The organism is Corynebacterium efficiens YS-314 (assembly GCF_000011305.1).
Taxonomy (GTDB): Bacteria; Actinomycetota; Actinomycetes; order Mycobacteriales; family Mycobacteriaceae; genus Corynebacterium; species Corynebacterium efficiens.
The window spans coordinates 1,567,481-1,580,588 of the sequence record NC_004369.1 but is presented as its reverse complement, the minus strand read 5'-3'; the positions used below and the strand labels follow the sequence as shown (position 1 = coordinate 1,580,588).

Here is a 13,108-nt window from a genome sequence, read left to right as displayed (position 1 = left end):
TCATTTCCGCACCGTCAGTCTCGGTAAGACTCTTTGTATTCCCGTGAACAGCGCCCGTTCACGGGTGAAGAGAATCGCCTCACTTGCTCGTGTGCTGATTTTACGTCCTTCGAACTTTTCAACTCGATATAAAGAGGAAGACGGGACTGGGACGGAAATGGTACAGGCTTGGATCTCAATGGATAGAGTAGAGCTATGATCGACAATCCATACACGGTCAAAGAACAAGAGCTAGAGGCACTCATCGAGCAGTATAGTGCTGAGGTGGAAGACCTCCGAGCACAACTGCATTGGTACAAGTCTTTTGATATGTCGGCTGTGACTCGAGAAGTCAAAGAGATGTCAGCTACCGAAAGAGACCTTGTTAAGAGTATCAAGTCGCTTGATTCTGAGATCCTGAAGCTCGAAAAGAAGGCATCGGAACAGGCCCACTCTGGTAAGAGAAAATCCATAGGCTGGATTTCCATCATATGGGACAAGAAAGACGACACGTCGGACCCGCTACGAAAGAAACTAGCTAGAAAAAGTGAGCAAGAACAGAAGCTGAGTGAATTGCGCGGAGAGGTGGCTTCCAGAAGTGAACTCCTCCACCGATATTCCTCTCTTGATCTTTCAGAATTAGAAATGGAACTCGCTGATTCTGTCCACAAAATCGGAAGCGAGTATGTCGAGCTCAGTGAGGTGCTCAAGCGGAAAGCTGTATTAGATGCAAAGCTAGAATTACTAGAAAGAGAGCTGACAAAGACTTGGCAGGAAATTGACTATCTACAAGACAGAATTAACAAAGCTGAAAAACTAGTCGCTCGGTTGAACCAGTCCCCCGGTGATGCAGGTCGATTCGAACGGAAGAAGATTCACGAGGAGTCTGAGCGGGTCCTGGATAATGGATCACCTCAAAATTCTCTGAGTAGGGATAAAAGAACGATCGACAGCAGAAAACGCGATGCGAAAAAGTTGGAGCTGAGGATTGAGGAAATCTTACTGCGGGATGCTCAAGAAGTGGCATCATTAATCATCGATGGCAGCAACCTTTGTTATGAAGAGTCTCATTTCATCGGGTTGGTTGCGTTACAGAACCTCTGCGCAGAACTGCAGAAGAAGTACGAACTTACCGTGGTATTTGATGGGTCGATTTTGAAGAAACTGGACTTGCGAGATGACGCTGATCTGAGAAGCCAATTGCCTGACGTAAGAGTTAATGTAATGGCTAATAAAGAGAGTGCAGACGAAGCGATTCTAGATGCAGCCGGTCATGATTCTAAAACGTTCGTGATCAGTGCCGACCGATTTGTTGAATATCCAGATAAGGTGGCCGTTGTTGATAAGCGAATCATTAAACCGCAGTTGATAAACCAATGTGTCGTCATTCAACACTTGGGGATTGATGTTCCTTACCAAGTAGCTGACTGAGTATTACAAGCAGACCTCGGTGGCGGTGCCTTCAGGATCTCCGGAACTACCTGACCGAAAATCAATCTTTGCTCCCTGCTGGCTGAAAGACAGTGGCCGCACAGGAGTTGATCACTTCGTCGCAAGGGTAGACAAAAGAACCTGTCCCCCACCGCGCGCCCGGATAGACCGGGTGACGGGGAGGGACAGGTTCCTAGTGTGCAGGCACTGCTCTAGGCAGTGTCTTATGCAGCAGCCTTCGGTGCGTTGACATCCTCCGGCAGGGCAGCCTTGGCAGCCTCGCAGATGGCGGAGAAGGCAGCGAAGTCGTTGACAGCCAGATCGGCGAGGATCTTGCGGTCGACCTCGATCTCAGCAAGGCGCAGGCCCTGGATGAGACGGTTGTAGGTGATGCCGTTCATGCGGGCAGCGGCGTTGATGCGCTGGATCCACAGCTTGCGGAACTCACCCTTGCGTGCGCGACGATCGCGGTACGCGTAGGTCATGGAGTGCAGCCACTGTTCCTTCGCCTTACGGTAGAGGCGGGAGCGCTGGCCGCGGTAGCCCTTTGCGGACTTCAGAATTTCGCGACGCTTCTTCTTAGCGTTGACGGACCGCTTGACACGTGCCACGGTGGTACTTCCTTAAATCTGATCTTGAAAAGTGGAATGGGTGTAGACGGAAGCGTCTATTACGCCTTGCCGAGCAGGCGCTTCATGCGCTTGGTGTCCGCGGGGGAAACCTCGACGATGCCCTTCAGGCGACGGGTGCGGGTGGAGGGCTTGCCCTCGAGGAGGTGGCGACGGTTAGCCTGCTCGCGGACGAGCTTGCCGGAACCAGTCACCTTGACGCGCTTAGCGGTGCCCTTGTGGGTCTTGTTCTTCATGAAAGTTGTCCTTAAACCCTAATCGTGTTTATTTCTTGCCCTTGCGGAGCGGACCGATGACCATCGTCATGTTGCGGCCATCCTGCTTCGCACGGGTTTCGACGACACCGTATTCGGCTACGTCATTTGCCAGACGCTCGAGGAGCCTGTAGCCAAGTTCTGGTCGGGCCTGCTCACGACCACGGAACATGATCGTGACCTTGACCTTGGATCCCTTCTCCAGGAAGCGGATCACATTGCTCTTCTTCGTCTCATAATCATGATCATCGATCTTGGGACGAAGCTTCTGCTCCTTGACTACGGTCTGCTGCTGATTCTTGCGTGACTCGCGGGCCTTTTGGGCTGCTTCGTACTTGAACTTTCCGTAGTCCATGATCTTGCAGACCGGTGGCTTGGCAGTGGGTGCAACCTCGACCAGATCAAGATCTGCGTCGAACGCGAGCTTGCGAGCATCCTCAATACGGACGATGCCTACCTGCTCACCATTGGGACCGACAAGACGGACCTCGGGAACTCGGATACGCTCATTGATGCGAGCTTCAGCGCTGATGTGGACTCCTCTGTTAGCAGTGCGGGAAAATGATGACGTACCGTACCACTTGAGGAAATTGCCCCGTTGACAGACCAAAAACCCGTTCATCCACTGGAATGAACGGGAGATCTGACTTATCAAGAGTTGTACACGGGCACTAGTCCGTGTCAGCACTACTTGCTTTACCTGTATCCAACCGATTGCTCGGCGGCCTTAGGTGGGAAGATCTCCTCTTGCGGCCTGATCCGTATAAATACGTACCAGGCGGTAGTGGTAAGAACTCTAACAGCATAAACCACAAAAGGCAAAACCGTCTACTCTTCACAGCGACTTTTTCAGCCACGCCCGAGGCTTTTATAACAAACTGGTGACATTCCGGGCTGACCGGTTGTAACCGGCCTACGCTCGGGTCATGAACTTCACTCACCGTGATCGACTGGCCCTGCGTTCGGCCCTGTCGAAGCTGTCTGCCTCGGCGTCCGCGATGGCGGAGGCCAGCCGGGAGATCGATGCGCTGGTGTCGCGCATGGACACCACCGACAGCCCAGCGGGTACCGCCGGCCCGCTTGTCGACGCCGCCCCCACCCCGCCGCGGGAGGTCTCCTCCGGGGTTCCGGGTGGGACGTCGGTCGCCGCTCCCCCGCCTGCGACGCCACCGGCGGCTCCCCCGGCAACCTCCCCGGCCCCTCACCAGGCCGCTCCCCCGCAGCCCGCACCACAGCCCGCGCCGCGGCCGTTGACCCCGGTCGCACCGGTGGCCCAACGGGTCCCCAATCCGTATCCGCGCCCGCAGAAACCGACACGCCCGGTGAAGCCTCCGATGACCACGGAGGAGAAGATCATGCGGGGTGTCGCCATCGGTGGTGCCGCGATCACCATCGCCGGCATCATCCTGCTGGTCTCCGTGGCCATCCAGCGTGGCTGGTTGGGACCGCTGGGACGGGTCCTCGGCGCGTACCTGGTGGGTGCCCTGCTCTTCGGCGCGGCAGCGTGGTTGCGCAAACGCGGCACCCGCGTGGAGGGCATCATCGCCCTGATGGTGACCGCGCAGATCGCGTTCGTGGCCACCACCTCCGCCCTCATCTTCATCCTCGAGTGGTGGCCACCCGGCCTGGGATCCCTGGTGGTGCTGCTGGGCAACGCCGTATTCCTGGTGGTGGCTGCAACCTGGGCAGGTCTGGGCCGGAAGCTGGGGTTGGGGTCCGGTGGTGAGCGTGGGGTCGGTCTCTCCGATGACAGGAAGGGGGACAGCAAGGGTGCCAAGGCCCGCGCCGAGGCCCGGTCTGTCCTGCTGGCCGTCGCCATTGTCACCGCGCTGGTGGCCTGGATGTTCGCAGCCTCCTTCGATGCCTGGTGGCCGATCGCGGGCATCATTGTCGCGCTGCTGGCCAGTTACACCGTGGCGGACAACCGCATCCGTCTGGCGATGGCCATCATGGCCACGATCCTGCAGTTCATGCTCATCTCCTCCTCTGATGCCCTGATGCTCCCGGCCGCCTGCGTGGGCATCATCACGCCGGTGCTGCTGGTAATCCTCACCCTGTGGGATCCAGTGAAGCCGCGTGAGGGTGACAGCTCGGAGATTGCCCTGGCGGAGTACTGGCGCAGTTTCGAAACCGATCCGGTGGCCGCCTGGGTGGGTGTGGTCCTGCCGGTGCCGATCGTGGCCTGCCTGTCGGTCCCCCTCATCCGCCTGGACGCCGTGTGGTTCACCCTCCTGCCGGCGGTTCTCATCGCGGCGATCGGTGTGTTCGCGGTGCTGACAGATAGGCCAACGCAGACCGACGGGCTCTATGCCTCCACCACGCCTGTGGAATACCAGCGCATCGCCCGCCTCATCGCAGTGATGGGCCTGGCCCTGGTGGCCGCGGTGCTGGTGGGCATCCGCTACAACGGCCCGCCCATGGAACCCGGTCAGTTCCTCGATGGTGCACTGCCGGTGGTTGTCTATCTCATCGCCGGTTCCGCGCTGTTTATCTGGTTGCGCCAGCTCCCCCGCGACAGGAATCTCGGTGTGGTGCCGTGGGTGGCCTGGCTGTGGGGTGCCGTGCTGATTACCGGCGTGCTGTTCCGCCATGTGATCGTGCTGGCGCCGGTCTGGCTGACGGATACCTCCGCGCTGATCCAGGCGGTGCTCATCCTCGGGTTCATCGCGGCCACGGTCCTGGCCCGGGAGAGTTTCTACCACCGGCCCCTGTGGCTGCAGCTGCTCGTGGGGGCGACAATGCTGTATCTGTCTGCCACGGCCATCGTCACCATCACCACCTACCTGGGCAACCTCATCGGTGGGAACACCGGCATGCACCTGGGGTTCCTCATCGGCCATGCCACGGTGTCCATCCTATGGATGGCGCTCGCCGCCGTCCTCATGCTCCACCGCTCACTGCTCACCGAACCCGGTGCCCTGTGGACCGGTGTCGGCCTGGCGGTCGCGGGCACCGTCAAGCTGGTCTTCTTCGACCTGGTGGCACTCAGCGGTGTGCCACGCGCCATTGCATTCCTGCTCTCCGGGCTGGCGTTGCTGGCCATCGCCTCCCTGCGCGGTCGGCGCACCGGGGATGCGAAGCGTGACGACGCAACCCCAACCCCCGCAGAGACCACCACCGTCTAAGAGCTAACCGGCTGGAGCATCTCCTTGAGGAACTGACCCGTGTAGGAACCTTCCACCTCGGCGACCTGCTCGGGCGTGCCCTCGGCCACGACTGTGCCACCACCGGAACCGCCCTCGGGCCCCATGTCCACGATCCAGTCGGCGGCCTTGATCACATCGAGGTTGTGCTCGATGACGATCACGGAGTTGCCCTTGTCCACCAGCCCCTGGATCACCATCATCAGTTTGCGGATGTCCTCGAAGTGCAGGCCGGTGGTCGGCTCATCCAGGATGTAGACGGTGCGGCCGTTGGAGCGCTTCTGCAGCTCGGAGGCCAGTTTCACGCGCTGTGCCTCACCACCGGACAGCGTGGTCGCGGCCTGGCCGAGACGGACATATCCCAGTCCCACATCAACCAGGGTGGCAAGGTAGCGGTGGATGGACTTGATCGGTTCGAAGAACTCCGCCGCCTCGGAGATCGGCATGTCGAGGACCTCGGCGATGTTCTTGCCTTTGTAGTGCACCTCGAGGGTTTCACGGTTGTAGCGTTTGCCCTCGCAGACCTCACACGGGACGTACACATCGGGCAGGAAGTTCATCTCGATCTTCAGGGTGCCATCACCCTGGCAGGCCTCGCACCGGCCACCCTTGATGTTGAAGGAGAAGCGTCCCGGCTTGTAGCCACGGACCTTCGCCTCGGTGGTCTCGGCGAAGAGGTTACGCACCTTGTCGAAGACACCGGTGTAGGTCGCCGGGTTGGAGCGCGGGGTCCGGCCGATCGGTGACTGGTCCACCTGCACGAGCTTGTCCAGGTGCTCCACTCCCTCGACCCGTTTGGCGCGTCCCGGTACCTGGCGGGCACGGTTGAGCTGATTGGCCAGCACCTTCGCCAGGATCTGGTTGATCAGGGTGGACTTGCCGGAACCGGAGACACCCGTGATGCACACCAGGACACCGAGGGGGATCTCCACATCGACGTTCTGGAGGTTGTTCTCCCGCGCACCGACGATCTTCAGTTTGCGGTCCGGGTCGATCTCCCGGCGGGTGTCGGGCACACCCAGGGTGCGACGACCGGACAGGTAGGCACCGGTGATGGAGTCCTCACACTCGAGGATGCCCTTCGGCTCACCCTGATAGACCACCTCGCCACCGTATTCACCGGCGCGGGGGCCGATGTCGACGAGGTAGTCGGCGCGCCGGATGGTGTCCTCATCATGCTCGACCACGATGAGGGTGTTTCCGATATCACGGAGGTGTTCCAGGGTCCTGATCAGCTGCTGGTTGTCACGCTGGTGCAGGCCGATGGACGGCTCATCGAGGACATAGAGCACGCCGGCCAGGCCGGAACCGATCTGGGTGGCCAGGCGGATGCGCTGGGCCTCACCACCGGACAGGGTGCCGGCCGCGCGGTTGAGGGTGAGGTAGGACAGGCCCACATCGAGCAGGAACTTCAGGCGCGCGCGGATCTCCTTGAGCACCGCACCCGCGATCATCTCCTCGCGTTTGCCCAGGGTCAGGCTGTTGAGGAATTCGAAGGCCTCGGTGACCGACAGGGCGGTCAGCCCGGCAATGGACAGCTGGCCGTGGGACTCGGAATCCAGCCGCACGGCGAGGATCTCCGGCTTCAGGCGTGCGCCCTGACAGGTCGGGCAGGCCACCTCGCGGGTGTAACCGAGCAGACGGTCCTTCTGGGATTCGGAGTCGGTCTGCTCCAGCTTGCGGTCGAAATACCCCATGACACCCTCGAAGGGGGCAGTCCAGGCGCGGACGCGTCCGTAACGGTTCTTGTAGCGGACGCTGACCTCCTGCTTGGAGCCGTGGATCAGGGCCTTGCGCTGGGCGGCGGTGAGCTTGTTGTAGGGGGTCTGGGGGTCGAAGTCCAGTGCCGCGGCCAGACCCTCGATGAGCTTCTCGAAGTACTTGGAGTTGGGGCTGGAGTTCCACGGCTGGATCGACTTGACCGCGGGGGCCTCCGGGTCGGGCACGATGAGATCGATGTCCACCTCGGTGCGCACACCCAGGCCGTCGCAGGCCGGGCAGGCACCATAGGGGGAGTTGAAGGAGAACGCGCGGGGTTCGAGCTCATCGATGGCCAGGGTGTGGCCGTTGGGGCAGCTCATCTTCTCGGAGAAACGACGCAGACGGTTCGGGTCGTCCTCGTCCAGGTCGACGAACTCGAGGACCACCACGCCGTCGGCAAGCCGCAGGGCGGTCTCGAGGGAGTCGGTGAGGCGCTGCTTCTGGCTGGCCTTGACCTGGAGGCGGTCGACCACCACGTCGATGTCGTGCTTGATCTGTTTCTCCAGCGTCGGGGGCTCGCTGAGCTGGTACACCTGACCGTCGACACGCACACGGGAGTACCCCTGGGACGCGAGGTCGGCGAAGAGGTCGACGAACTCACCCTTGCGGGTGCGCACCACCGGGGCCAGGAGCTGGAATTTCAGCCCCTCCTCCATCTCCAGGATCTGATCCACCATGTCCTGCGGGGTCTGGCGCTGCACGGGCGCGCCACATTCCGGGCAGTAGGCGGTACCCGCGCGGGAGAACAACAGGCGCAGGTAGTCATAGACCTCGGTGATCGTGCCCACCGTGGACCGTGGGTTGCGGTTGGTGGATTTCTGGTCGATGGACACCGCGGGGGAGAGACCATCGATCAGGTCCACATCGGGCTTGTCCATCTGCCCTAGGAACATGCGGGCATAGCTGGACAGGGACTCCACATACCTGCGCTGGCCCTCGGCGAAGATGGTGTCAAAGGCCAGGGAGGACTTTCCGGAACCGGAGAGGCCGGTGAACACCACCATCGAATCCCGTGGCAGGTCAATGTCCACGCCCTTGAGGTTGTGTTCGCGCGCACCGCGCACTACGAGGCGATCAGCCACTTGCTCAACTGCCCTTCAGAAATAGTGTGGGGAGAAATGAAACCAATGAAAGCAATACCTTCGAACATACCAACGAAGAGAGAAATTTCGCTACTCTGGCCTGCATGACCAACGAGCTTAAATTGCACCGCATTTCCGTGTCCAAGATGGACAACAACTGTTACCTTCTAACCTCGGGCGATAAGGGTCTGCTCATCGATGCCGCCGATGATGCCCCGGCGATCCTGAAGATGGCCGAGGATGCCGGCGTGACCATCACCACGGTGCTGACCACCCACCGGCACGCCGATCATGTCCGGGCCCTCAAGGAGGTCCTCCAGGCTACCGGCGCCACCCATTATGCACCCTTCCTCGAGGTGCCGGCCCTGCCCGCCCCGGTGGATGTGGAGCTGGAGCACGGGGACATCATCGAGTTCGAGGGTCACCAGTTCCCCATCGCCATCCTGCGTGGTCACACCCCGGGTGGCGCGGCCCTCGCCGCGGAGATCGACGGCCGCGTCAATCTCTTCGTCGGTGACAGCCTGTTCCCCGGCGGACTGGGTAAGACCAGTAGTGAGGGCGATTTCATCCGCCTGTTCAATGACGTCAAGCAGCGTCTCTTCGATGTCTACCCCGATGATTCCATCGTGTGGCCCGGCCACGGCAGGGAAACCACCCTCGGGAATGAACGCCCCGAGCTCGAGGTGTGGTGGGAACGTCGCTGGTAGAACGTTAAATTCACCCCGCCTCCCCCCACCCGGGACGCCCCCACCGGGGGTTTTCTTACCGTTTCCTGAACGGTCACTGGCAAAGCAGCACATGTTCCGGGAATGATGGCGAGAGCCCGACGAACCGGTCATAACCTAGGTACGATTGGGCGTTAGAGAAAACCTCTGAGTAAAGATCCAGGCCGCCTGATGGTGGCGGATTGTCCTGATAACAACGCGTTTGAATAGGAGCATAGAATCATGATCCGCAAGATCGCCCGGCCCATGCTCGCATCGGTCTACATCGCCGATGGTGCAGATACCCTCTTGAACACCCAGGCCCATGTGGAAGGTACCGAGGTGGTTCTGGACCGTATCCGCTATGTGCTCCCACGCAAATACGCCAAGCGCATCTCCAGCGATCCCGAGCTGGTGGCCCAGATCATCGGTGGCACCAAGGTCGGTGCCGGTTCCCTGCTCGCCCTGGGCAAGGCACCCCGGCTCTCCGCGAGCGCGCTCGCCGTGGTCACCGTCCCCACGATCCTGGCGCGTAACGCCTTCTGGGAGACCCAGGATGAGGAGGAGAAGCGCAACCGTCGTAACGGTTTCATGACCAACATCGCCCTGCTCGGCGGACTGTTCATCACCTCCGTGGACACCCAGGGCAAGCCCGGTCTGAAGTGGCGTGCCACCAAGGCCGCCTCCACCGGCAAGAAGCAGATCCAGCAGGCCCTGCCCACCAAGTCCGAGACCGAGAAGATGACCGACAAGGCATCCGACTGGTTCCATGACGCCTCCGACAAGGTCGCCGAGTACGCCCACGTCGCGCAGGAGTACATCGAGGACAACAAGGACGACTGGCTGAAGATGGCGCAGGAGAACGCCAAGACCGCCCGGAAGGGGGCCGTCAAGGCAGCCAGCAAGGCCCAAGAGCGCGCCAACTTCGCCCTCAAGGTCGCCGAGGAGACCACCGGCAAGGCAGCCAAGAAGGCCGGCAAGAACGCCGACAAGCTGCAGAGCAAGGCGGACAAGGCCCTGAGCACCGCGCAGAAGAAGGTCAAGAAGCTCTAACACCCCACACCTGCCCACAACCTACGCCACGGGACAACCACCGGGGGAAGCTCCACTCCCCCTGCCGTTCCCGTGGCGTTTTCCCATGCCCGGCCAACCCCGTTTGCCACTGCCCGGGCGGGGTCTGGAATGATGGATGACTCTCCGGTGTTGAACAACCGATAGAGTGGATTGCCACTCGCACACCGTCGAAAACCCAGGAGGCCTTCCGGAGTGACCACTCAACGCCACGCCGATCAGACGTCGGAAAGCACCGACCGCCCGGAGCTGGACGCCGCCATCCGGGAGGAGCAGTCCTACGTGGACACCCTGTTCCGGCGCCTCGATGATGAGGTGGCCCGGGCGAATGAGCGTCTGGCGGATGTGATGAGGGACGTGGATCCCACCAACCCGGATCCGGAGGCGCTGGTGCGCCGTGAGACGGAATACCACGGTCTGAACCAGAAACTCGACCGGCTCAACCTGGCGCAGCTGGGTCTGGTGTTCGGTCGCATTGATGTGCAGGCTGAGCCTGAGGAGATCGACAGCCCCGTCCCCGGGCGCCCGGATCTGGACCGTCGTTATATCGGGCGCATGGGTCTGGATGACCGTGAGGACAACTACCGCACACTCCTGCTGGACTGGCGTGCTCCGATGGCGCGGCCGTTCTACCTGGCCACCACCGTGCAGCCGGAGGGTGTGGAGGTGCGTCGCCATATCCGCACCCGGGGTCGCACCGTCACCGGCATCGATGATGAGGTGCTGTCCGGCGATGCCACAGCAGCCGTGACCCAGAGCGGTGTGGGTTCGGAAACAGCCCTCCACCAGGCGTTGCAGGCTGCCCGCACGGGCCATATGACCAATATTGTGGAGACCATCCAGCGTGAGCAGGATGAGATCATCCGCGATTCCACCCGCGGGGTGATGGTGGTCCAGGGCGGGCCCGGCACCGGTAAGACGGCCGTGGCGCTGCACCGGGTGGCCTACCTGCTCTACACCTGGCGGGAGCAGCTGGCCAAGTCCGGTGTGCTCATCATCGGACCCAACCGGACCTTCCTGGAGTACATCTCCCGCGTGCTGCCGGAACTGGGTGAGACGGGTGTGGTGCTGTCCACCATCGGTGAGCTCTACCCGGGTGTCACCCCGACGGGCACGGAGGATCTGCTCACCCGCGAGATCAAGGGTTCCGGGGAGATGGCCGCCATCCTCCACGAGGCGGTCCGGGCGTACCAGACCGTGCCGGACACCCCGGTAGAGGTGACGGTGGATGGCATCGTCATCTCCATCGACGCGACCACGGTGGCGAAATCCCGCACGCGTGCGCGCCGCTCCCGCCAGCCCCACAACCTGGCCCGCCCCATCTTCCGCACGCACCTGACGGAGCAGCTGGCACACCAGATGGCGGAGACCATCGGCGCCGATCCCCTGGGCGGGCGTAACCTGCTGTCGGGTGCTGACATCGATCAGCTGCACGACGACCTGCTTGACGACGCCACCCTGTTGTCCGTGGTCGACGGGTTCTGGCCGGAACTGTCCCCACATCAGGTCCTGGAGGACCTGCTGACCGATCCGGAGCGCATCGGCGTCGCCGCCGCCGGATACGACGACGAAACCCGGTCGGCTCTGCTGCGCGCGCCGGGCTCCCCGTGGGCACCGTCGGATGCGGCGCTTCTCGACGAGCTGGCCACTCTCATCGGTCTCCCCGACCCGGAGGAGGCCCGCGAGGAGGCGGAGAAGAAGTGGCGACAGGAGATCGAGGACGCCCAGGAGGTCCTCGATGTGCTCAGTTCCTCCCAGTCCTCGGATATCGATGACGACGCTGACCTGGATCCGGACGCCGAGGTGCTCTCTGCCTTCGACATCATCGACGCCGAAACCCTCGCCCAGCGCCAGGAGGTCCGTGACATCCGCTCCACCGCCGAGCGTGCCCAGGCCGATCACAAATGGGCCTATGGGCATGTCATCGTCGATGAGGCACAGGAACTCTCCCCCATGGAATGGCGCATGGTGTTCCGCCGCAGCCCTTCACGCTGGATGACCCTGGTGGGTGATATCGCCCAGACCGGCTCCCCTGCCGGTGTGGATGACTGGGCGGAGACCCTGGAACCGTTCATCAACAACCGGTTCCGCCACCATGAGCTGACGGTGAACTACCGCACCCCCTCGGAGATCATGGTCCTGGCCAACCGGATCCTCGCCCAGATCAATCCGGGGATGACGCCGGCCACCGCCATCCGTGACTCCGGGCACGAGGTGAGGTATCTCGGGGCGGGGGCAGACGTCGACAAGCTCAAGGAGGCTTTCGATGATGACCGCCTGACCGCGGTGATCTCCTCGCGCGCCACGTTCACCCCGGGTGAGCACCACTATGTGGTGGATGAGATCAAGGGCCTGGAATTCGACCATGTCATCGTGGTGGATCCGGCCGGGATGCTGGCGGAATCACCGCAGGGCCTGCAGGATCTGTACGTGGCGGTCACCCGCGCCACGCAGAGCCTGACCATCGTGGGTGAGCTGCCGGAGGGGCTGGCCGACTGACCCCTTCGATGGTGTCATGCCAACCTATGCGGTTTGTGCCATGCTGGGGGCAGGATCCATATCCTCGAAGGAAAAGGAAGTCCTGCAATCATGAGTGACATCCCCAAGATTCTCTTCGTCTGTGTCGGCAACGGTGGGAAGTCCCAGATGGCTGAGGCCCTTGCCCAGAAACACTCCCGCGGCCGCCTGGAGATCCACTCCGCCGGCACCAATCCGGGCACCCAGCTCAATGCGGAATCCGTGGCCGCCATCGCCGAGGTGGGGGCGGACATGTCCAGTGGCACACCCAAGGCCATCGACCCCGACCAGCTGCCCCTGATGGACCGCGTCATCATCCTCGGTTCAGACGCCGAGGTGGAGCTGCCCGCCGAGGCCCGTGGCACCCTGGAACGCTGGGAGATCGATGAACCCTCCGTCCGCGGGATCGAGGGCATGGACCGCATGCGCCTGATCCGCGATGACATCAACATCCGTGTGAAGGAGCTGGTCCGGGAACTGCTCGGCTAAAGGCCCCAGAACCGGAAGGCAAAACCACCCCTGACATGCTGTTTTAGC

10 protein-coding genes are annotated in these 13,108 nt (G+C 61.8%); 6 read left to right on the top strand and 4 right to left on the bottom strand.

Features of this window, described 5'->3' with window-relative positions:
* Positions 1–195 precede the first annotated feature (195 nt).
* Positions 196–1,410 carry a hypothetical protein gene (locus CE_RS07535; RefSeq protein WP_006770419.1) on the top strand — a complete coding sequence of 405 codons (1,215 nt, stop codon included), beginning with the start codon at positions 196–198 and terminating at the stop codon, positions 1,408–1,410.
* A 224-nt stretch (positions 1,411–1,634) separates the two neighbouring features.
* On the opposite strand, the gene rplT is transcribed toward CE_RS07535, so the two are convergent.
* Genes rplT through infC form a run of 3 tightly spaced genes read right to left on the bottom strand, consistent with a single transcriptional unit; the run spans position 1,635 to position 2,915 of the window.
* The gene (gene rplT / locus CE_RS07530; RefSeq protein ID WP_006770418.1) at positions 1,635–2,021 is read right to left on the bottom strand and encodes a 50S ribosomal protein L20; all 387 of its coding nucleotides are present in this window, start codon (positions 2,019–2,021) and stop codon (positions 1,635–1,637) included.
* A gap of 59 nt (positions 2,022–2,080) precedes the next feature.
* A complete protein-coding gene (gene rpmI / locus CE_RS07525) occupies positions 2,081–2,275 on the bottom strand; it encodes a 50S ribosomal protein L35 (RefSeq protein WP_006770417.1) in 195 nt (64 codons plus the stop codon).
* Between the two features lie 28 nt (positions 2,276–2,303).
* The gene (gene infC, locus CE_RS07520; RefSeq protein WP_006770416.1) at positions 2,304–2,915 is read right to left on the bottom strand and encodes a translation initiation factor IF-3; all 612 of its coding nucleotides are present in this window, start codon (positions 2,913–2,915) and stop codon (positions 2,304–2,306) included.
* A 304-nt stretch (positions 2,916–3,219) separates the two neighbouring features.
* On the opposite strand from infC, the gene CE_RS07515 reads away from it, so the two are divergent.
* Positions 3,220–5,418 (top strand): DUF2339 domain-containing protein, encoded by a 2,199-nt coding sequence (locus tag CE_RS07515; protein ID WP_081462115.1) that lies wholly within the window; start codon positions 3,220–3,222, stop codon positions 5,416–5,418.
* Here CE_RS07515 and uvrA read toward each other — a convergent pair.
* Positions 5,415–8,279, bottom strand: a complete 2,865-nt coding sequence (gene uvrA, locus CE_RS07510) for an excinuclease ABC subunit UvrA (RefSeq protein ID WP_006770412.1) — start codon at positions 8,277–8,279, stop codon at positions 5,415–5,417. The genes CE_RS07515 and uvrA overlap by 4 nt on opposite strands.
* A 104-nt stretch (positions 8,280–8,383) precedes the next feature.
* Here uvrA and CE_RS07505 point away from each other — a divergent pair, with 104 nt between their 5' ends.
* The 4 genes from CE_RS07505 (at position 8,384) to CE_RS07490 (ending at position 13,060) form a co-directional block, all read left to right on the top strand.
* A complete protein-coding gene (locus CE_RS07505) occupies positions 8,384–8,986 on the top strand; it encodes an MBL fold metallo-hydrolase (RefSeq protein ID WP_006770411.1) in 603 nt (200 codons plus the stop codon).
* 240 nt (positions 8,987–9,226) lie between these two features.
* The gene (locus CE_RS07500) at positions 9,227–10,036 is read left to right on the top strand and encodes a DoxX family protein (protein WP_006770410.1); all 810 of its coding nucleotides are present in this window, start codon (positions 9,227–9,229) and stop codon (positions 10,034–10,036) included.
* 213 nt (positions 10,037–10,249) lie between these two features.
* The gene (locus CE_RS07495) at positions 10,250–12,553 is read left to right on the top strand and encodes a HelD family protein (RefSeq protein ID WP_006770408.1); all 2,304 of its coding nucleotides are present in this window, start codon (positions 10,250–10,252) and stop codon (positions 12,551–12,553) included.
* Positions 12,554–12,643: 90 nt separating this feature from the next.
* On the top strand, positions 12,644–13,060 hold the full coding sequence (locus CE_RS07490) for a low molecular weight phosphatase family protein (protein WP_006770407.1): 417 nt from the start codon (positions 12,644–12,646) through the stop codon (positions 13,058–13,060).
* Positions 13,061–13,108: the final 48 nt, after the last annotated feature.

Coding starts and splice junctions, on each gene's coding strand:
- CE_RS07535 (WP_006770419.1), top strand. CDS start 196: ATGATCGACAATCCATACACGGTCAAAGAACAAGAGCTAGAGGCACTC.
- rpmI (WP_006770417.1), bottom strand. CDS start 2,275: ATGAAGAACAAGACCCACAAGGGCACCGCTAAGCGCGTCAAGGTGACT.
- infC (WP_006770416.1), bottom strand. CDS start 2,915: ATGAACGGGTTTTTGGTCTGTCAACGGGGCAATTTCCTCAAGTGGTAC.
- CE_RS07515 (WP_081462115.1), top strand. CDS start 3,220: ATGAACTTCACTCACCGTGATCGACTGGCCCTGCGTTCGGCCCTGTCG.
- CE_RS07505 (WP_006770411.1), top strand. CDS start 8,384: ATGACCAACGAGCTTAAATTGCACCGCATTTCCGTGTCCAAGATGGAC.
- CE_RS07500 (WP_006770410.1), top strand. CDS start 9,227: ATGATCCGCAAGATCGCCCGGCCCATGCTCGCATCGGTCTACATCGCC.
- CE_RS07490 (WP_006770407.1), top strand. CDS start 12,644: ATGAGTGACATCCCCAAGATTCTCTTCGTCTGTGTCGGCAACGGTGGG.